Here is a 20,974-nt window from a genome sequence, read left to right on the forward strand (position 1 = left end):
CATTCAATTTGATGTAGATCAATAGTGTATCAATCTTACAGCATCAGGCTATGGATGACCGACAGCCACTCACTTCCGCTCTATATCCAGCTCAGCGAGCTATTGATCCGCGAGATCCAGTCAGGGCGGCTGGCGGATGGCGAACGGTTGGCACCGGAACGTGAGATGGCCGCGCAGCTGGGCACCTCGGTCGGGACATTGCGCAAGGCGCTGGCGGATCTGACGGGTAAGGGCCTGCTTGAGCGGGTGCAGGGCTCAGGCAACTACGTGCGTGCCAAAGTCGATGCCAAAAGCGTCTATGCCTTTTTTCGGGTCGAACTTCTGGATGGGGGCGGGTTGCCCACTGCCGCGCTGCTGGATGTGGCCCGTGTGGTCAAGGCCCCCGGCCTGCCCGAATTCGGCAACAGCCCCGAGGGGCACCGCATCCGCCGACTGCGGTCGCTGAACAGGCAGCCTGCCGTGTTAGAGGAAATCTGGCTCGATGGGGATTACACGCCGCGGATCGACCCCGAGGTGCTGTCGGAATCGCTGTACCTGTTTTACCGCGAGGCGTTGGGCCTGTGGATCACCCGGATCGAAGATCGCGCTACGATGGATGTGGTGCCGGACTGGGCGCCGATCAGCTTTGGGGTGATGCCGGGCGCGCCTTGTCTGCGCATACAACGGATCAGCTGGGCGCAGGATGGTACGCGGGCGGAAGTCTCAAACAATTGGATCGACAGTACGGTCGCGACCTATGTGACGCGGCTGACATGAGGAGTGGTCAAATGAATGCAATGGATCAGATGCAGAATGGCGCGGTCGGTACAGGGGTGATGCGGTACGGTCTGATCGGCTGCGGCATGATGGGTCAGGAGCATTTGCGCAATATCGCATTGTTGGAGAATGCCCGCGTCACAGCGATTTTCGAACCTGACGCACAGATGCTGGCGGCGGCGCTGGCGCTGGCGCCGGGGGCGCAGGCCTGTGCAACGGTTGAGGATCTGCTGGCGATTCCGGACCTGGATGCGCTGGTGATCGTGTCGCCCAATCATCTGCATGTGCCACAGCTTGAGCTGATCGCGCAGCGCAGGCCGTTGCCGATATTGGTTGAAAAGCCGCTATATACTCAGGCGGCGGATCTTGAGCGGGTGCAATCCTTTCTGGCCAGCTATCCCGCGCCAGTGTGGGTGGCAATGGAGTATCGCTATATGCCCCCGATCGCCGCGTTGCTTGAGCAGGCGCAGGCGGCGACGGGAGGGGTGCAGATGTTGACCATCCGCGAGCACCGGTTTCCGTTCCTGCCCAAAGTCGGCGACTGGAACCGCTTCAACCGCAACACCGGCGGTACATTGGTCGAAAAATGCTGCCACTTCTTTGACTTGATGCGGTTGGTTGTGCAGTCCGAACCTGTGCGCGTCATGGCCAGCGCGGGGCAGGCGGTGAACCACCGGGACGAAGTATATGACGGCGAAACACCAGATATCTGGGACCATGGATATGTCATCGTGGATTTCGCCAGCGGAGCGCGCGCGATGCTGGAACTGTGCATGTTCGCAGAGGGCAGCCGCTATCAGGAAGAGGTGAGCGCGGTTGGCCCGAACGGCAAGATTGAGGCGCTTGTGCCGGGACCGGGGCGGTTCTGGCCCGCAGATCTGGGCGCGCCGCCGGTGCCGCAGGTGATCGTCAGTCCGCGCCGCCCCCAAGGGCCACGCAGTGTTGAGATTCCGGTTGATCCGGCGTTGTTGCAGGCAGGGGATCACAACGGATCGACGTTCTACCAGCATCAGCGGTTTTTGCAGGTGGTGCAGGGTGTTGCCCGGCCCGAGGTGACGCTGGACGATGGTGTGGCTGCGGTGCGGATGGGCCTTGCTGCGCAGCAGTCTGCCCTGACAGGACAGGCTGTAGCGCTCTGATTTCGCAACAGAAAGACTATGGCGTGGCGGCTCGGCTTAACTGTTACGCCACGACGATTTTTTTGGCTCGGCGCATATTGAGTGTAGAAATTGTGGCAGAATTGCGGTAATCCGGTTCCAAATTAATAAGGCCGTCTGCCAAAAAGACGTCCATGAGCGAGCGGTGATAGTATGAATGCGATCAATTATGTGGTCCGCACAGGTGCGGGCGCAACGAATTATGGTACGGTCGGTGGCGAGGGGCAGGGTTTGGTTGTCCCGGCGGGCACCGGAAATGAAATTTCCCTGAACCTGTCCCAGGCGGATCTGCGCGGGTATGACCGTGCAGGTAGCGATCTGCTGATCACGCTGGCCGATGGTCGTGTCATTGTGCTTGATGGATATTTTGACGGTGCCGCAGCCGATGCGAACCGCCTGTTCCTAAGCACGGATGGGACCTTGAGCGAAGTCAGCCTTGTCGGCGCCGAAGGTGGCGCGTTGTATGCGCAATACGGCCCGACCGAGGCTTGGGATAAGTGGAGCCCATCGGATGCGCTGATATTCGTGGATCGGCCCGAAGTGCTCGCCGCTGCAGCCGACGCTGACGAGGATGTCAGCATGTTGGCGGCAGGCCTGCTGGGTGGTCCGGGTCTGCTGGGATTGTTGGGCGTGGGCGGGGCCGCAGCTGGTGCGACGCTGCTCGGGTCTGACGGCGACGGTGATGGCAACGGTGGTGGTGACAACGGCGAGAATGGCGGTGATGGCGGCGGCAGCGATGGCGGCGACAATGACAACGGTGGCAGCGATGGCGGTGGCAGCGATGGCGGTGGCAGCGATGGCGGTGGCAACGGTGGTGGAGGCGGCTTCCCCGGTGGTGGCGGTTACGGACCCGACGGCAGCGGCAGCGACGAATGGGGTGTCCCGACAATTGATACGCCCGACGATTATTTTGAGGTTGGCGGCAGTGATGAGCAGATCATTCCGGTCACCGGCACGGCTGAACCCGGCTCAGAGGTGGTTGTCACCATCGGTGACGAGACACAGACCACCACATCTGACCCGGCGGGCAACTGGGATGTCGACTTTGACGGCGAGGATTTCCCCGTAGACGGAGAATACCCGATCACGGCCGAGGTAACGGACCCGGACGGAGAGGTGGTGATCGTTCCCGGACCGACCGTCGCGATTGACACCACGCCTCCGGCGCTGGAAATCAACGAAGGCACGGTTTCGGTCGGTGAGATCGTCAACGCAGTTGAGCACCAAGACGGGGTCCAGATTGGCGGCACTGTCGAACCGGGCGCCATGGTTGTTGTCACAATCGACGACGTCGATTTTGCCGCAACGGTTGATCCTGCGGGCAACTGGACCACGGTGATCGACACCACAGTCCTGCCGGGCGGCGAATACACCCAGAGTGTGACGGTCACCGCGACCGACAGCTTTGACAATGCGACAATTGTGGTTGATGCGGTTGAGATCGACACTGTGCCGCATCCGCTGACGATTGATTCGGTGGGGGGCGATGATCTGATCAACGCGGCCGACGCCGAGGCGGGTTTCGACATCACCGGGACCAGTACGCCCGGGGCGGAGGTCGTTGTGGTCTTTGCCGACACAACCCACACCGCGACCACCACTGCCGAAGGCACCTGGTCGGTCTCGGTCGAGGCGGGAACGGTGACGGGCGAATACACCTCGACCATCACCGCACAGACTGTGGATGTGGCTGGCAACCCCAGCAGCGCCTCGTCCGAGGTGCAGATCGATACGGTTGTGACGCTGGAAATTACCAACCTGCCGCTGGCCGTCGATGATATCGTCAACGCGGACGAACAGGATGCAGGCGTGGCTCTGACCGGCACCGCGCAGGCCGGATCCAGCGTGACAGTCACCATCGGCGACGTCACCCAGGCCGTCACCGCCACGGCCGAGGGCACCTGGACTGTAACCTTTACCGCCACAGATCTGCCCGGTGGCACCTATGGCACCGAAGCGGTTGTTGCGGCGGTCGATACCTCTGGTAACTCGACTCAGATCACCCACGGCTTTAGCGTCGATACCGAGATTTCGGTGACAATCGACAGCACGCTGGCAGGTGACGGGCTGCTGAACGCCGCCGAGGCGGGGCAAGGCTTTGACATCACCGGCACAGCCGAGGTTGGGGCGACCGTTACTGTCACGTTCAACAGCCGGACATACACCACGGTCACGACCGAAACCGGCACGTGGTCGGTCACGGTTCCGGCAGCCGACATTACCGCAGGCGCCTATGAGGCCGAGATCACTGCAACGGCCGTCGATGCGGCAGGCAACTCCGGCTCTGCAAACGGCAGCATCAGCGTCGACACCACGGCGGGCGTCACGCTCGACGGTGGAATCGGGGGTGAGGACGGAATTCTGAGCGCCGCCGAGCGCGCCGAAGGTGTCACCCTGACCGGCACCGCACAGAGCGGATCAACCGTCACGGTGGTCATCGCCGGTACCAGCTTTGTCGCCACCGCAACCGAGGCCGGTATCTGGAGTATGGATGTCCCCGCCGGAGCCATTCCCGAGGGAACGCAGGATGTGGCCATCAATGTAAGCGCGGTGACACTGGTTGGCAACACCGCCACCACCACCGGTACAATGAGCGTCGACACCGAAGCCTTTGTATCGGTCGACGCCTCCGGCGCGGGCGGTGACGGCACGGTCAACGCGGCTGAGCATCCGGATGGTGTGACCCTGACTGGTCAATCCGAACCGGGATCATCCGTGGATGTGACCATGGGGGCTGTAACGCAGGCCGCTACTGTGGCCGCTGACGGCAGTTGGACGGTCAGCTTTGCCGCGGATGCCGTGCCGACAGGTGAACAGGACGTGACCGTGACCGCCACCGCGACTGATGCGGCAGGCAACATGGCGACGGCCAGCGATATCTTTGCCGTGGATACCGTGACCTCCGTTTCGCTCGATGCGTCGGGTGTGGCGGGGGATGGTGTAGTCAACGCGGCGGAACGTGCTGCGGGTGTGACCTTTACCGGGCAGGCCGAAGCAGGATCAACCGTGTCGGTTGTCATCGGGTCGACAACGCAGGCCGCGACGGTGGCGACTGATGGCAGCTGGACCGTCACCTTTGGTGGCGGCGCGATGCCAGAAGGCGAAAAGCAAGTGACCGTTACCGCAACCGCAACCGATGCGGCGGGGAACACAGCCACAGCCAGCGATACCTTTGATGTCGATACGATCACGTCAGTGTCGATCAGCGATGAACGGGTGGAAACCGACGGCATCGTCAACGCCGCCGAACGTGTGGACGGCGTGACCCTGACCGGACAGGCCGAGGCGGGGTCAACCGTCTCTGTGGTCATGGCAGGAGTGACCCAAGCTGCGACTGTCGCCGCTGACGGAAGCTGGAGCGCGACCTTTGCCGCCAGCGCCATTCCCGAGGGTGAAACCGTTCTGGACGTGACTGCCACATCCACTGATGCGGCTGGCAACCGCGCCACCGCCAGCGGACAGGTGCAGGTCGATACAATTGTGCGCAACTTTGCCATCGGCAGCACGCCGGGTGGGGATGATGGCGTGATCAACGCCGAAGAGGCGACGCAAGGCCTGACCCTGACCGGCACAACCGAAGAGGGCGCAAGCGTTACCGTCACGCTGAGCGGCATCAGCCATGCTGCGACAGTCGCCGCAGATGGCACATGGACCGTCAGCTTTGCCGCCGCTGAACTGCCGAGCGGCGAACAGACCGTCACGCTAAGTGCGAGCAGCATCGACATTGCAGGCAATACCGAGACAGTGACTCAAGATGTGATCATCGACACCGTCGCAGGCACGCTGACGATCAGCGAGGCACCGGTCGAAGGCGACGATGTGGTCAATTTGGTCGAGGCGTCGGATGGCGTTGTGTTGACGGGGACATCGGACGCAGGTCAGGACGTGGTGGTGACGCTGGATGGCGTTTCGGTCACAGTGCCGACCGGCGCGAATGGCATCTGGGTGGCGAACTTTGCTGCTGATCAGATCACCCCCGGGACGCATGACGCGCAGATCACCGCAACGATCACTGATCCGGCGGGCAACACTCTGACACGCACGGATTCAGTGCGGGTCGATACCGAGGTGGAAAACTTTGCTGTCACCGCCACACCCGGCGGGGCCGACGATGTGGTCAACGGCGTTGAGGCATCGGCAGGCATCACGCTAAGCGGCACGACCGAAGTCGGCGCTACAGTTTCCGTTGCGCTGGGCGATGTCACCCACGCGGCCACGGTCGATGCGGCGGGCAACTGGTCCGTCGATTTTGCCGCGAACGAGATCGCAGAGGGGCAGTACACCGCTACCGCCCATGTCGCTACCACCGATGCTGCGGGCAATACGGCGCAAACCACCGCGTCATTCGGAGTGGACACCTATGTTGACACGCTGACCCTGTCGCCCGACCCGGTGACGGCGGACAATGTGATCAACGCAGCAGAAGCGGCGCAGGGCGTCACTCTGCGCGGCACCGTCGAAACCGGCTCGCAGGTCACAGTCACACTCGGCGGGGTGGCACATGTGGCCACCGTCGCGACCGATGGCAGTTGGAGCGTCGATGTGCCGCCAGGGTCGATCCCCGCCGGTACGCTGGACGCGCCGGTGCTGGTCGAAGCGGTCGATGCCGCAGGCAACACCCGCGACATCAGCGACACGCTGAGCATCGACACCGAGGCACCTGTTTCACCTGATGCGGCATCTTACACCCGCGACCACACCGGCCTGCGCGGCATCTCGATCGAGTCGAGCGACGATGCCGTGGCCATCGGCCATGTCGAAGGCACCGGCGCGAATACGGTGGTTGATCCGGTCAGCTTTAGCCGGTTCGATGTCTCAGCTCTGAACGAGACCAATTTTGCCTTTGCCGAAAACGTGCCGGACGGATCGCACCTGGTCATCACGGCGACGGATGATGCGGGCAACACCAGCGGTACCTACTTGGTGGTGGATGACACCACGACGAGCGTTGTCGACATGAGCGCGGCGGGCGTTCTGGGGCAGTTCCAGATCGAGACGATTGATCTGCAATTCGCCGAGGAAAGCCAGTTGACCATTACCGAGGCGCAGATCCTGGCGCTGTCGTCCAACAGCGACACAGTCACGGTTATCGGTGGTGTCGACGATCAGGTCACCATCACCGGGGCGCAGGCTGCAGGTCATGTGGTCGAGGATGGCAAGGGGCTCAACGTCTTCCATCTGGGCGAAGGCACGGTGCTGATCGATGACGACATCACAAACGTGGTGATCTGAGACCGGCGGGCGCGCCGGTGGACTTCAGAGTTTCCCGGCGCGGGATACCAAAAAGACGAAACCCGACAACGGGGGCAAGAGCATGAGGCAGAGCCGCTGGCAGACCTATGGTCTGATTGCTGCAATAACGGCGCTGACAGGCTGTGCCGAGGGGCCAGGCGGCGGCAACGCTGTCACCCGGTTTCTGAACGACACGACAGGCAGGGGGGCGGCGCAGATCGACGCACCCGAACCCTCAGAGGACGAAGCGGCGTCGCCGATTATCCGCGATTTGCGGGCGCGCCAGTCGGTGCTGGTCGTCGACAGTGCCTATGGTCAGATCGCCGCGTCGGTGCTGGCCGCTGATGCACGTGTGGCCGAAGCTGAGCTGCGTATCGCCCGCCTGCGGGCCGAAGCGGCGCAGCGCAACTGGCTGCCGACCATCGGGCCGCGCATTTCCTTGACGTCTTTGGGCGATATGGCTGCTGATCTGGTGATCAATCAGGTGCTGTTCGACAACGGCCGCAAAAAGGCGGAACGCGATCTGGCCCGCGCCGATGTGGAACTGGCCGCTGTGGGGCTGGCCGAGGATGGCAACAACCGGGTCTACGAGGCGTTGTCGCTGTATCTGTTGGCAGAGGAAGGTCGCGCCGCCAGCGCCCATTTCGGTCGGGCACTGGATGACATGTCGCAATTCGAATGGGTGATGAACGAACGGGTGCGGGGCGGGGTGTCGGACACCTCCGACCTCAATATCCTGCGCCAGCGGCTGGCGGATCTGCGGGCGCGTAAATCCGCATCGCAAGAGCAGGCCACAACCGCACTGGCCGAACTGACCGCGATGTCCGCGACTCCGCTGGACGGGGTTCGGGGGCTAAGCGGGCTGAACATGGCACCGGGTGGCGTCGAACCGGTCGCGGTTCTGGCCGCGCAGGCGCAAAAAGGCCGCGCGGTCGCGCAGGCGCGGATCACGCGCGCGTCGCATCTTCCGGGGCTTTCGGCCGGCGGCAGTATCGGTGATTCCGGGGATCAATACGGCCTGAACATCGAATCCGAACAGCTGTTGGGTCTGGGTACCGGAGCTACGCTGCAATCTTTGGCCGCCGTCGAAGAGACCGAAAGCCGCAAGATCGTGCAGGCCCGTGAAGACGCTCAGCGCGAGGTGCAATCGCAATTGCGTCAGCGTGATGCGCTGCAACGCCAAGCCAAAGAGGCCAAGACGCTGACGGTTCAGGCCAAGGCGAACCTCGACCTCTTTCAGCGCCAATATGAAGGTGGGCAACGGCAGGTTATGGATGTTGTGGGGGTTTACGAGACGTATGCCCACGCATTGGAGAAAGAGTTGGATCTGACCTATGGTGCCGCGCGGGCCGGGCTTGAAATTGCCCGCATCCGTGGTGTCCTTGCCGATGGGGGCCTGATGTGAGCGGCGCGGCGGTACCAGATCTCGCCGGTCGGGCCAGGCAGGCGGTTCTGCGGGCCGTGCCAACACCTGATGCCGCGACAGACGCTGTTGCGAACCGTCCGAACCCGGCACCGCGCCAGTCTGAACGCGCCCGCGCGCGGGCGGATCTGATCCGGGTTCTGGCCCGTCGGTTGGGGCTGAACGCACGTCAGCCCGATATCCTTGACGCGCTGGCCCGCCACTCGGATGGCGCGACGATTGAAGCCAAGGCGATGCTGGCCGGTCTAAAGGCTGCGGGATTGCGCGCCGAAATCCAGCAGATTCGCGCACCCGATGCCACGCTGTGGCCCGCACTGGCGATGATGACCAGCGGTCAGGTGGTTCTGGTGCTGGGGCAAGAGGGCGCACTTCTCTCAATCTATGACGACAGTCAGCCCGAGAAACGCTCGGACGTCGCGATCGCCGACTTTACCCCGTATTTCACCGGCACGCTGCTGCGGGCCGAGGCGGCTCTGGACGCGCTGGGCGACGTTCACAAGGACACTGAGCGTCAGCCGCATTGGTTCTGGGGCCAGTTCGCCCGGTTTTCAAAACCCTTTGGCGAGGTGGCGTTGGGATCGTTTGTCGCCAATCTTCTGGCCGTCGCCGTGGCGCTGTTTTCGCTTCAGGTCTACGACCGGGTGATTCCGCATCAATCTGAGGCGACGCTGTGGGTACTGGCCGCCGGCGCCGCAATTGCACTGCTGATGGAGGGGTTCCTGAAACTCGCGCGTTCGCAACTTCTGGATGGTGCCGGTCGTCAAATCGAAGTGACGGTGCAGGATATGCTGATGACCCGGCTGCTGGGAATGCGGTCTGACATGGTGGGGCGATCCCCCAGTCAACTATTCTCGTCGATGCGGGAATTCGGGTCGGTCCGAGAGTTTTTTACTGCCTCAACCGCCGGTGCGCTGGCGGATATTCCGTTCATCTTTGTGTTCCTGCTGCTGGTCTGGTCGATTGCCGGATCTGTGGTCTGGGTGCTGGTACTGGGCGGTGTCCTGATGGTGTTGCCGGGGCTGGTGATGCAGAAACGCATGATCCGCCTGACGCAGGAAATGCAGGGCGCATCTGCCCGACTGTCGCGGTTGCTTCAGGAAACCGTGGTAGAACTGGACACAATCAAGACACAGCGCGGCGAAGACCGGTTTCGCAGGCTCTGGTCCGAACTGACGGCGCTTCAGGCGGTCAAGACATCGGAGCAGCGGCGGCTGTCGTCAAAACTGACGTTCTGGAGTCAGGGCGTGCAGCAGGCGACCTATGTGGCGGCGGTCATCATGGGCACCTATCTGGTGTTCGCGGGTGAATTCACTGTTGGCTCGATCATCGCCACTGGCATTCTGACGTCGCGCACGCTTGCTCCACTGACGCAGGCCACGGGTATTTTGGCACGCTGGGGCAACGTCAAGGCCGCCCTCGACGGGCTGGATCGGATTGCTGACGCACCGCAAGACCGCAGCGCCACCCGCACCTATCTGCGCCGCGAACGCCTGACAGGCGCCTATGTGCTGCGGGCCACGCGGTTCCGTTACGGCGAAGACGACGCCGCCGTGCTGGATATCGCGCAACTGGCGATTCAGCCCGGGCAAAAGGTGGCAATCCTTGGTCCCAACGGGTCGGGAAAATCAACGCTGCTCAAGCTGCTGTCGGGGCTTTATGCACCGTCCGAAGGCGGGGTGATGATCGACGGGTGCGAGATGGGCCAGATCGACCCGCGCGATTTGCGCCGCTGCATCGGTTATCTGGGGCAAGAGGTGCGGCTGTTTCAGGGCACCCTGCGCGACAACCTCAACCTTAGCCTGTTGGAGCGTGATGACGACCGGCTGTATCAGGCCCTCGATTTCGCCGGGTTGGGGCAATTTGTGAAATCGCATCCGCTGGGACTGGATCTTGAGATTCGCGATGGCGGTGAGGGAATGTCTGTCGGGCAACGTCAAAGCATCGGCTGGGCGCGGCTGTGGTTGCAGGATCCCGATATCTGCCTGCTGGATGAACCCACTGCGGCATTGGATCAGACCTTGGAAAAGACGCTGATTTCCCGGCTTGAGGGCTGGTTGCAGGGGCGCACGGCGATCATTGCCACGCATCGCGTGCCGATTCTGGCGCTGGCTGACCGCACACTGATTCTGGCCGGTGGCCGGATGGCCGTGGACGGACCGCGTGATGAGGTGTTGGCCCATCTGCGCGGCTTGGGACAGGGGATTGGCTGATGGCAATGCAGGCGACCAATCTGGGCGGACAACTGGGCGCCAGGATGCGTGGGCCGTCGCTGACGATCTGGCTGTGTGCCGCGACGGTGGGGTTGTTCATCCTCTGGGCCGGCTTTGCCTGGGTTGACGAGATCGTGCGCGCCGAGGGCGAGATTATCAGCGAGTCGCGCCCGCAGATCATTCAGAATCTCGAAGGTGGGATTCTGTCAGAACTGTTGGTCAAAGAGGGCGATACAGTGGAACGCGGCGATGTGTTGGCCCGGCTGCACGGGACGATGTTCCAATCTTCGGTCGATGATCTCAGCGATCAGATCGCCGCGCTTGAGATCCGGCGGTTGCGGCTAGAGGCGGAATTGGCCGAACAGGCAGAGTTCACTGTACCTGATACACTGGCGGTGCAAAGCCCCGGTATTGTTGCGTCGGAACGGGCGCTGTTGGCCGCGCGGGTGGCCGACAGTCTGAGCCGCAGGGGTGGGGCCAAGCGTGTGCTGGATCAGGCGGCACAGGAACGCACGTTGATGGAGGACCTTCTGGGCAAGAAGGTCGTGTCGCTGATCGAGGTGACGCGCGCACGCAAGGCCCATGCTGATGCCCGGATGCAGTTTGACGAGATCGTCTCGCAGACCGAACTGACGCGGGCGCAAGAGTTTTCAGACACGCTTAAGGAACTGGCGACGCTGCGCCAGAACCTGAAGTCAAGCACCGACCAATTGAGCCGCACGGTTCTGGTCAGTCCGATGCACGGCGTGGTCAACACGTTGTCCGTGACTACCATCGGCGGCGTTGTTCGTCCGGGCGAAGAGATCCTGCGCATCACGCCCTTGGACGAGGAACTATTTGTTGAGGCACAGGTCAAGCCCGAGAACATCGCCAATATCCGCGGCGGGCAGGAGGCGACGATCAAGTTGTCGGCCTATGACTACACGATCTACGGCACGCTCAAGGGGCGGGTCGACGTGATCTCGGCTGATACCTTCAAGGACGAGCGCCGGGCAGATGCCGAACCGCATTACAAGGTCACGTTGCGGGTGGACCGGACCGAACTGACTGAGCGTCAGCGCAATATCGAGATTCGGCCGGGGATGCTGGCACAGGTCGAACTGCACACTGGCGAAAAAACCATTCTGCAATATTTGCTCAAACCGCTCTATAAATCGCGTGAGGCGTTCCGCGAGCCCTAGGCGTGGCGGTATCCGCTCGCACGTCCGTGCGGTGTGGGGTAGGCGGGGGATCTGAGCCGGGGAATTTGGATGAATTGTATATTGTGTGGGGCGGATGGCGCCACAGCGTTGGTGGTTCCGGTCTCAGAGCTTCAGACGCAGGTGTGCGACACCTGCCGCAGCGGGATCGAGGCGGCACCCGAGGACGGACCGCACTGGCAATGCCTGCACGACGCAATCTGGTCTGGCGATGCGGGCGGGCAAATCCTGGCATGGAGAGTGCTGCACCGGTTGGACACGCTCTGGGCGCGCGAATTACTGGAGATTGCCTATCTGGAGCCCGATGTGCTGGCGCAGGCAGAGGCGGGATTGGTCGATGCAGGAATACCCGACGTGGTGCATCGCGACAGCAATGGCGCTGTGTTGGCGCAAGGCGATACGGTTGTGCTGATCAAGGATCTGGTGGTCAAGGGCGGCGGGTTCACCGCCAAGCGTGGTACTTCGGTGCGCGGGATCTCTCTGGTTTCGGACAATGCGATGCAGATTGAAGGTCGCGTCGACGGCCAGAGAATCGTGTTGTTGACGCAGTTTGTTAAGAAATCTTGAGCTCATGACGGTCAGGCTGTCGTGATCCAAAGGGGCGGCCTGCGGCCGCGCCGGATATCTCGGCTATGGCCCTTTGGGCCAACGCCTCGGGTTGGCGCGCGTTGTGACGGTGCGGGCCGATCAGTCGCGTTGCATGGTGTCGGGTGGGCCGATCCGGCTTAGCGCGCGGTATCAAGCCAGAGCGTGATTGGTCCATCGTTGACAAGTGCCACGGCCATGTCGGCGCCGAAGCGGCCTGTGGCGACCGGGATGCCTTTTGCACGGACCTGATCTGCGAACGCCTGATACAGGGTTTGGCCGGTGGCGGGATCGGCTGCGGCAGAAAAGCCGGGGCGATTGCCGCGTGTGGTGTCGGCCGCCAGGGTGAACTGACTGACGATCAGCGCTGCGCCGCCGGTGTCCACGAGGGAGCGGTTCATTTTGTCGGCGTTGTCGCGAAAGATCCGCAGCTTGGCAACCTTTGACGCAAGAGTTGCCGCCTCGGCCAGGGTGTCGTTCTGCATCGCGCAGACGAATATCAACAGGCCGGGGCCGGTTTGGGCGATTACCGTATCATCGACGCTGACCGATGCTTGGGTGACGCGTTGCAGCAGTGCCCTCACAGTTCGTCCAGCCAGGGTGGATTGGCGCCGGCGCGGCTGACGGTGACGGCTGCGGCACGTGCGCCCAGTTCCACAGCGGGGCGCAGGTCTGTCAGTGCGGCGGCGCGCATCTTTGCACGATCAAGAAGTCCGTCGCGGGCCAGCCCGGCCAGCACGCCGGCGTTAAAGGTGTCGCCAGCGCCCACGGTGTCGACGACGGTGGCGCGGTTGGCGGGGACACGCAATGTTCCGCCGGCGGTGGTGGCATCAACCCCTTCGGCGCCGCGGGTGACAAGGACCAGCGCAGTGCCTGCGGCGATAAGTTGCTCTGGGGTCGTGCCGAGCCAATCCATATCCTCGTCCGAGACCTTGATCACATCGGACTGCGCCAGCATGGCGGTCAGGCGGGTGCGATAGCGCGGCTCGTCCGTAATAAAGGTGGGGCGGATGTTGGGATCGAGCATCACAAGCCGCGATCCCACCTCACGCGCACAAAGCGCAGCATAGCTGTCGGCCGCGGGTTCCGACACCAGGCTGATGCCGCCAAAGAACAGCGCCTGTACCTCGGGGCCGAGTTCGGGCAGATCATCGGCGCTGAGCATCCGCCCGGCGGTATTTTCGTCGTAAAAGGCGTATTTCGCGTGACCATCGGTCAGGGTTACAAAGGCCAGCGTTGAGGGGCGGTCGCTGCGCGGTGACAGGCTGTAGTCGACGCGGCTTGCGTCTAGGGCGGCGCAGAGTTGTGTGCCGAAGATATCTGTCGAAAGGCCACCGAAATAGCCCGAGGATGCGCCGAGGCGGCCCATGGCAATGGCGGTATTGAACACGGCGCCGCCGGAATGCGGGGCAAAAGCGGGCTCTCCCGCTGTGGTTTCGCGGGGCAGCATGTCAATGAGGGCTTCGCCACAGCACAGGATCATTTGGGGAGTCCTCCGGAATGTTTGCGCTAAACTGCCCTGTGGGCAGCGGTGATACAAGCCCCCGATGCGCATGCGGGGGGCAAAACTGGCAGCCCTGTGGGGTCAGCTCCGAAAGGCTAACCGCACGTGCTGGGTGCTACTGGTTTGTGGCATAGACATAGCCCACGCCCGCCGCGACGATCAGGCTCAACAGCACCGCAAAGGCAATCTTCGAGGCTGACCACGGGCGTTCGCCCTGCACCCGGCCACTTTGACCGTTCACCACAAACCGGTAGGTGGTGCCGCGATATTTGTAGGCAGCCAGCCAGACGGGCAGCAGAATATGTTTGAAGGTAACGGCACTTACATCGGTATCGACGCGGTGGATGCGCTGGCGGTCACCGCCAATGTCGAATTTCACGTCGCGTTTGATCTGGCGATCCATGATGCCGCGCGCCTCGGCAAAGCCGGTGTCGAGTTCGACTGTATAGGCCTCGGCCCGGAATCCGGCAAGGAACTCAGGTTGGTAAGGTTCGAGGGCGGACAAGTCCCAGGGTTGTAGCGCGTCGGTAAAGCGTTTGGGCAGCGACGTCGACGCCAGCACCAGAACATCGTCAAAGAACCGCGCGACGCGGCCCCGGGCGGGGCTCCAACGGATTTTTTGCACCTGTTGGGTGGTGCGCTTGCCGTCACGCATGACGGTGCGCGTCTCGTAATAAATCGTGCCGCGCTCACCCGAATAGCCAGAGGTGGTCTCAGCATCATAGGTCCAGTAGGGCACATAGATACCCTGCATTTTCCGTCCCTTGCGGGCGTATTCCGTCAGGCCATTGGGCGCAAACCAGAGCGCGCCCAACCAGTTGGTCATCGCCGCGCGGGCCTGGGTTTCGTTCAGAACAAAAGGCAACACGCCGCGAGGTTTGATGTGACGGTTGGTGCCGGTGTCTGCCACGATGGGTGTGGCGCAGAACGGGCATTCGGTGGCGTGGGTGGCGGGGTCAAATGCCACCTGCGCCGCGCAATTGGGACAGGAGGTGACGCGGGTTTCCTCAAGTTCCTGCAACGGCAGCAGGTTGTCGATTGCGGCGCGGAAATCGAGCTCTTTTACGCCACCTTCCCACGGGCCTGCGCCAGATACCTGTTCGCTGTTGCCGCAATGTTGGCAGACCAACATGCCGACCTCAGGATCGAATTGCATGTCAGAGCCGCATTGATCGCAGGGAAAACGATGTTCCTCGACCAGATCAGACGGTGCGGGGGGCGGGGACTGGGACATGAAACGAAATGCCTCTGGCGTGAAGGGGGGCGGTCAGAAGAAACGGGGCCTGCATCGGGTCGTCGATCCGGTCGCCAACGATGTCAGGGCTAAACCGCTGTCTGATCGCATCGTCGACGTTTTGCTGTCAAACGCCCGGCGGTGGGGGCGGCGGCAGGACGGTGAACAGCTGCGCCAGTTCAGCGATATCCTCGGCCTGTTTCCAACCATCCTGACCGGCGGTCCAGACCATGCTCTCGCGGCGGATTTCGCCACTGGTTGCCATGCGGCCCAGAGCAGCGCGCGAATATGGCCCGCGCGTCTGGCCATTCTCGGCGATGTGCCAGACATGCTCTACGAGCGGCGGCGGGGGCGGAGGAGGCGCGGCTGCCTCGGGACGGGCACCCCATGGACCGGGTTGGGCCATCTGCTGTGCCATCGCCAGGCCCATGCCGGCACCAAGACCTGCCGCCATACCACCACCCGCGGGATTGTTGGCGGCTGCGGTCATCGCTTCGGCGGCTGAATATTGCGTGAATTTGCCCAAATCACCCGCCAGCCCCATTGAGGTGCGTTTGTCCAGCGCCTGTTCGACCGCGGGCGGAAGCGAGATGTTTTCGATATACATCTCGGGCATGGTCAGTCCGTACGTCGCAAGCGTCTTGGACACTTCGGTCGCGACGAGCCGGGCCAGATCGGCAGTGTTGGCGGCCATATCCAGCACCGGTATACCGGACGAGGCGAGCACGCGACTGACCTCTTGGACAATGATATTGCGGATCTGAAAGCTGATCTCGTCCATGGTGAATTCGCCGTCCGTGCCAACGATTTCGGTCAGAAAACGCGCCGCCTCAGTTACGCGAATCGAATAGGTGCCAAAGGCGCGCAGGCGTACCGGACCAAATTCGGGATCGCGCGCCATGATCGGATTTTTGGTGCCCCATTTCAGATCGTTAAAGCGGGTGGTGTTGACGAAATATACCTCTGATTTGAACGGGGACTTGAAACCATGATCCCAATGCTGAAGCGAGGTCATGATCGGCATGTTGTTCGTCTCAAGCATATAGAGACCGGGCGTGAACACGTCTGCCAATTGGCCTTCGTGCACGAACACCGCCGCCTGACCTTCGCGGACCGTCAGCTTGGCGCCGTATTTGATCTCGTGGCCCTCGCGCTCGAACCGCCAGACCATGGTGTCGCGGGTGTCGTCAGTCCAGTGGATGACGTCGATGAACTGTCCGCTGAGGAAATCGAAAATGCCCATGGGTCATGGCCTCCTTAGGAATGTAGGAATATCAGCTTGGCCCGCCGATCAGCGTCGAGGCAAGCTCGGACGCGATGGGCAGGACCTCTTCGGCGCTCATCCCCGGCGTCAGGCGGGGGTTGTAGAGCATCTTGAGCAGGTATTCGTCCTGCGTGGTCAGCAATGCGAATTCGTCGTCATCGTTAAAGATCGACGGGCGCGCGCGGGGGCTGTCATTGGCCAGGCCAAGTCCCTGCGCCACCTCTTCGTGGATGCATGAGCGGCGCAACAGGTCGGGATGTTCCGCCCGAACCAGCGCAATCGCGCGGCCATAGCTATAGCCCCCAGGCGAATCGGAAAATGCGATCACAAGGCAGTGGATGGCGCGCGGCAACCGGTCAAAGATCGCCAGAGATGCCGGGTTGATATCGGGGACGAGGGCGCGAATGCGCGGCTTGATCAGGGCGCGGTCATCCTCGCTCATGAACAGGACGTGAAAGTTTGCGGCGCTTTCGGACATCAGGACCGGATGACCCGTTACACGTGACAGCCGGTCGACATAGCGGCTGAGTTCGGCGGTATCCTTGGTGCGCTGCGCTTCACTGACCGAGGGGCCAAATTCGGCGGTGACGCGCACCGGCAGTTCCCATTTCTTGATCCGTCCGGGCGCCCCGTTCGACGGGCGCAGCCCTTCTCCACGTTCATACTCCTCTTCCAGTGCGATGCGGACAAAGTTGCGCACCAGCATGGTGTCGGTGATTGGCGTGTCGGGGCCACCGCCATCGGTGCGCAGCAATCCCTGCGCCAAAAGGTCGCTTTGCACCTGGGCGTAATAATTTGCCAGCGCCAGACTCTCTTCGGACGGTCCTTTGGGCACAACTGGCGGTTTGGGCGCCGGGGCAAGGTCGGCAGGTCGGGCCTGCGGTTTGACCCCCGGCGGCGCCGGGGGCAGAGGATCACAGCCGCTCAGCGCCACAACACCCAGCGTCGCCAAAGTCAGCAAAAGCGCCCCGCGCAGTGTCATGATCAGGCCTGCGGAACCGAAGTGGCTGCGTTGTCGCCAACCCCGTCGCGGCGGGCTTTGGCGGATGAAAGGGTATCGCGCAACTCTGCTTCCATCTTCTTGAGTTCAACTTCGGCCTTGGCGCGGCGTGCCTTGCCCTCATCCGCGATCTGGAGGCTTTCGTTGATCGTGGCGACAAGATCGGCATTGGCCTGCTTGACCGCTTCGATATCAAAGACACCGCGCTCCATTTCGGTGCGGATCATCTTGTTGCTGTCGCGCAGGTTTTTGGCATTCGCGGTCAGCAATTCGTTGGTCAGATCGTTGGCATCGCGTACGGCAGCGGCGGCTTCTGCCGAGCGTTGGATGGTAACGGCCTGCGCCAGCTGGGTTTCCCACAACGGCACGGTGTTCACCAGAGTCGAGTTGATCTTGGTCACGAGGCTCTTGTCGTTTTCCTGCACCAGACGGATCGACGGCAGCGACTGCATCGTCACCTGACGGGTCAGTTTCAGGTCATGGACGCGGCGTTCCAGATCGTCGCGCGCGGCGCGCATGTCGCGCAACTGTTGCGCAACCATAACGCCCTCTTCTTCGGGGGCGGCTTCGACCTCGGCCTCTTTGACGGGGATGGTGATGGTGTCAAGTTCGCGCAGTTTTTCGGTACCGGCTGCGATATACAGCGCCAGCTCGTCATAGAAATTCAGCGTTTTCTCGTACAGCATGTCGAGCGACTTGATATCTTTGAGCAGCGTATGCTCGTGCTTGAGCAGATCGTCAGTGACGCGGTCGATCTGGCCCTGAACTTCCTCGAATTTGGCGGTGAATTTGGCAAAAGGCGCCGCGCGGCCCAGCAGTTTTTCCCACCAGGACCGTTCGCGGCGCACGTCCAGCTCAGACACCGAAAAGCCGCGGATCGTGGTGACGATACCGCGCAAGGAGTCGCCCGCCGGGCCGACATCCTTGTTGCGGACGTCCTGTAGCATCGCCTGACTGATTTCCTGCAATTCGGCCTGCGCGGCAGATCCGAACGACACGATGGACTGGGTGTCGTCCATGTCAATTTCGGCCATACGCGACCGGATCTCTTCACCCACGGGGGCGTCAGCCTCGGCCAATGGGACGATGGCACCGGCCTCTTTGGGTTCGGGCAGGATCACGGCGTTGACTTCATCGACCATCGCAAGAGTCTGTTCGGCCTTGGCTCGGGTATTTTCGGACATGGGGTTCCTCGTCGTTGATTTCTGGACGCCTCAGGGATCGAGGCGCACACCTTCGCGCTGCAACCGGTCGCGCAGCACTTCGATCTCGACCGTGAGATCGCTGTTATTGTCGAGCAGAAGCGCCTTGGTTTTCTGGCCAAAGCTTTCTTCGAGATCGGTCAGCAGCATCATAAAGTCGCTGCGGGCACCTGTATCGCGGGTACGGCTATAAATATCGGCGAATTTGACGGACGCGTCGCGCGCGCCCATCAGATAGACCACCAGAAATTTGCGGGCGGCGGTCAGGTCGCGGGGGTCTTCCTCGACTGTGCGAATCAATTCGCGGGCCTTGGTCTGGAACCGTTCGACGCGGCTTTCGACCTGGCGATCAGCGGCACGGCGCGCCGCTTCAGACATGGCGGTCAGATAGCTTTCGGCCTCGTCCACGACGCGGGCGACGCGGTCCTGCTGAAAGGTGTCGATCCCTTCCATCCCCTTGTCTCGCAAGGGGTCAATGCCAAAGGCGCCGATGTGCAGCGCGCCAGCGGCCACGCCGTAGATCAGGGGTGCGATCACTCCGGGTTCCGATGTCCAGGCCGCCAGCGCGGTGCCAAGCCCCGCGAACAGGGCTGCCCCGATCTTGCGCGGCAAGGCAGGGCGCCGCGCGATCCGGCGGGCGGTATATTGCGCCTCGGCCCGCAGACCATCGCGCAGCATCCAGGCGCCCAACGCCAGTGCGGCAGCGCCAGTCAGACCGACCGCCAGTAGCGTCGCGCCCGAGGTGAGTGAGGTAAAGGCCAGCACAACCGGTGGCAGGAATAGCACATTGCTGCGCGCGCCAACCGGATCAACCTGCGCGCCGTGAAAGGCGGGGCGGTCCTGATCCCCGGATGGGCCGGATTCATCGGGACTGAATTTACCGCCATAGCGTTGCGCCATGTCCTATAGCCCCCCGAGAAAGCCGGACGTTACCCCGAAAAGGAGTGCAACCAAAAGCACATAGGCCACTTTCTGTATGCCGCTGCCGGACATCTTTCCCCCGCTGATCCGAAGTATATCCGGAACTTAAGGGAATCACGCTCGCCTTGCTAGGGGGAAAGCCCGGCCCGGCGGCTCAGGCGGCAGTTTCGCGGTTCATCCGCTCAATCAGCAGGTCGGTTTCCAACCCAAAGGCATCATGCCGGACCAGAGCGCGCTGACGGGCCCGTAGTTCAAAGGCGCGGGTCAACGCCCCGAGCCGGGTCACATAGCGGATTCGGGCCTGATCGCGATGCGGGCCGTCCCATGCGTCGACAAGCAAAGCACCTTCGTCGAGGGCGAGTTCCAGAACCTTGACCAGCGGTTTGCGTAACCCGCGCAAAGCAGCCGGATTGCCCGCAAGCGCGCGGACAAGGGTCATCATCGACCGCCGCGCGGCATCGGTGCTCCGGATCAGGTCCTCGTCGTCCAGTTTGGTGACATCGCTGACCAGCCGAGCAAGCGAACGGTCCGCCGCATCTGTCATCTCGGCGGCGCGGTGGCGTAGCAGAATTTCGGGATCGTCGGTGCCCTTGTCCGACATTGGATCAAGGCCAAAGGCCGCAACCGCCAGCATCGTGGCAAGAAGCCCCACACCCATCGCCGACAGAATGCCGTCCATCTGTGCCGACGCCAGGAACGTAACCAGCAGGCCGATCAGCCCCGATCCGATGATTTTGCGCGGCAGACGCGGGCGCCTGGCAATTTCGGCGGTATCATAGGCTTCGCAAATCCGTTGTCCCTGAGCCAACAACCACAGCGCTGCAGCAAACAGCGCCAGCAGCAATACAGTGGCCAAGACGTTGGCCGCGGTCCCGTGAAACAGCCAAAAAAGCATCGGACAGGCGGCGCAGTACAGCACAACCAGTCCAGGAGATCTGGCACCAGTGGTAAAGACGAAAGGTGAGGTTCGTGTCAGCATTGCAAAGGGTCCCAGATCACGCATCCCCCCGACTCACGCGTAGGACAGCGTGAAGATCAGGATCCACAGCATTCCGAACGCTAAGTTCGGAGCAAGACGTCCGTTCAACGAAAGCTGAGTCATCACATCGCGCAGAACCTGCAGGGTGTCTTGTGCCACAAGACGCAGATTGCTCAGCACCAAGAGCGCCGAGCCGAGCAATACCAAAAGTGCCAGAAGTGATGTCATCATGGCACGAAGTGTGCCGGGCAAACTGGGCAAAAAAACGGCGAGCGGCGGGAAAATTCGCGATGATTGCAACCTAAAGT

At 62.2% G+C, this 20,974-nt stretch carries 16 protein-coding genes; 7 read left to right on the plus strand and 9 right to left on the minus strand.

The window, feature by feature from the left end:
- Positions 1 to 54: 54 nt before the first annotated feature.
- From IMCC21224_RS07790 to IMCC21224_RS07820, 7 genes are all read left to right on the plus strand, one after another.
- A complete protein-coding gene (locus tag IMCC21224_RS07790; protein WP_047994866.1) occupies positions 55 to 756 on the plus strand; it encodes a GntR family transcriptional regulator in 702 nt (233 codons plus the stop codon).
- A gap of 11 nt (positions 757 to 767) precedes the next feature.
- Positions 768 to 1,895: a Gfo/Idh/MocA family protein gene (locus IMCC21224_RS07795; RefSeq protein ID WP_231582035.1), complete on the plus strand. Its 1,128-nt coding sequence runs from the start codon at positions 768 to 770 to the stop codon at positions 1,893 to 1,895.
- A gap of 171 nt (positions 1,896 to 2,066) precedes the next feature.
- Positions 2,067 to 7,145, plus strand: a complete 5,079-nt coding sequence (locus IMCC21224_RS26430; protein WP_053078921.1) for an Ig-like domain-containing protein — start codon at positions 2,067 to 2,069, stop codon at positions 7,143 to 7,145.
- Between the two features lie 82 nt (positions 7,146 to 7,227).
- Complete coding sequence (locus IMCC21224_RS07805; protein WP_047994867.1) at positions 7,228 to 8,550, plus strand: TolC family protein; 1,323 nt, start codon at positions 7,228 to 7,230, stop codon at positions 8,548 to 8,550.
- Between the two features lie 47 nt (positions 8,551 to 8,597).
- The gene (locus tag IMCC21224_RS07810; RefSeq protein WP_047996965.1) at positions 8,598 to 10,778 is read left to right on the plus strand and encodes an ATP-binding cassette domain-containing protein; all 2,181 of its coding nucleotides are present in this window, start codon (positions 8,598 to 8,600) and stop codon (positions 10,776 to 10,778) included.
- A complete protein-coding gene (locus IMCC21224_RS07815) occupies positions 10,778 to 11,959 on the plus strand; it encodes an HlyD family efflux transporter periplasmic adaptor subunit (protein ID WP_197089184.1) in 1,182 nt (393 codons plus the stop codon). Before IMCC21224_RS07810 ends, IMCC21224_RS07815 begins: the two co-directional genes overlap by 1 nt.
- Positions 11,960 to 12,028: 69 nt before the next feature.
- Positions 12,029 to 12,544 (plus strand): alkylphosphonate utilization protein, encoded by a 516-nt coding sequence (locus IMCC21224_RS07820; RefSeq protein WP_047994869.1) that lies wholly within the window; start codon positions 12,029 to 12,031, stop codon positions 12,542 to 12,544.
- 158 nt (positions 12,545 to 12,702) lie between these two features.
- Here the strand turns inward: IMCC21224_RS07820 and dtd are convergent, their stop codons facing one another.
- The 9 genes from dtd to IMCC21224_RS07865 all read right to left on the minus strand — a co-directional run bounded on the left by dtd (position 12,703) and on the right by IMCC21224_RS07865 (position 20,897).
- Positions 12,703 to 13,146 carry a D-aminoacyl-tRNA deacylase gene (gene dtd, locus IMCC21224_RS07825; protein ID WP_047994870.1) on the minus strand — a complete coding sequence of 148 codons (444 nt, stop codon included), beginning with the start codon at positions 13,144 to 13,146 and terminating at the stop codon, positions 12,703 to 12,705.
- Entirely contained in the window at positions 13,143 to 14,045 is a 903-nt protein-coding gene (locus IMCC21224_RS07830) for a carbohydrate kinase (RefSeq protein ID WP_047994871.1), read from the minus strand. The genes dtd and IMCC21224_RS07830 overlap by 4 nt, the downstream gene beginning before the upstream one ends.
- A 136-nt stretch (positions 14,046 to 14,181) precedes the next feature.
- Positions 14,182 to 15,300: a TFIIB-type zinc finger domain-containing protein gene (locus IMCC21224_RS07835; RefSeq protein WP_047994872.1), complete on the minus strand. Its 1,119-nt coding sequence runs from the start codon at positions 15,298 to 15,300 to the stop codon at positions 14,182 to 14,184.
- A 127-nt stretch (positions 15,301 to 15,427) separates the two neighbouring features.
- Positions 15,428 to 16,543 carry an SPFH domain-containing protein gene (locus tag IMCC21224_RS07840; RefSeq protein WP_047994873.1) on the minus strand — a complete coding sequence of 372 codons (1,116 nt, stop codon included), beginning with the start codon at positions 16,541 to 16,543 and terminating at the stop codon, positions 15,428 to 15,430.
- Between the two features lie 31 nt (positions 16,544 to 16,574).
- On the minus strand, positions 16,575 to 17,546 hold the full coding sequence (locus IMCC21224_RS07845; protein ID WP_047994874.1) for a DUF2927 domain-containing protein: 972 nt from the start codon (positions 17,544 to 17,546) through the stop codon (positions 16,575 to 16,577).
- A gap of 2 nt (positions 17,547 to 17,548) precedes the next feature.
- A complete protein-coding gene (locus IMCC21224_RS07850) occupies positions 17,549 to 18,748 on the minus strand; it encodes a toxic anion resistance protein (protein WP_047994875.1) in 1,200 nt (399 codons plus the stop codon).
- A gap of 30 nt (positions 18,749 to 18,778) precedes the next feature.
- The gene (locus IMCC21224_RS07855) at positions 18,779 to 19,666 is read right to left on the minus strand and encodes a 5-bromo-4-chloroindolyl phosphate hydrolysis family protein (protein ID WP_047994876.1); all 888 of its coding nucleotides are present in this window, start codon (positions 19,664 to 19,666) and stop codon (positions 18,779 to 18,781) included.
- Positions 19,667 to 19,841: 175 nt separating this feature from the next.
- A complete protein-coding gene (locus IMCC21224_RS07860; RefSeq protein WP_047996966.1) occupies positions 19,842 to 20,666 on the minus strand; it encodes a hypothetical protein in 825 nt (274 codons plus the stop codon).
- A 33-nt stretch (positions 20,667 to 20,699) separates the two neighbouring features.
- The gene (locus IMCC21224_RS07865) at positions 20,700 to 20,897 is read right to left on the minus strand and encodes a hypothetical protein (protein WP_047994877.1); all 198 of its coding nucleotides are present in this window, start codon (positions 20,895 to 20,897) and stop codon (positions 20,700 to 20,702) included.
- Positions 20,898 to 20,974 lie beyond the last annotated feature (77 nt).

Source organism: Puniceibacterium sp. IMCC21224 (genome assembly GCF_001038505.1).
GTDB lineage: Bacteria > Pseudomonadota > Alphaproteobacteria > Rhodobacterales > Rhodobacteraceae > Puniceibacterium.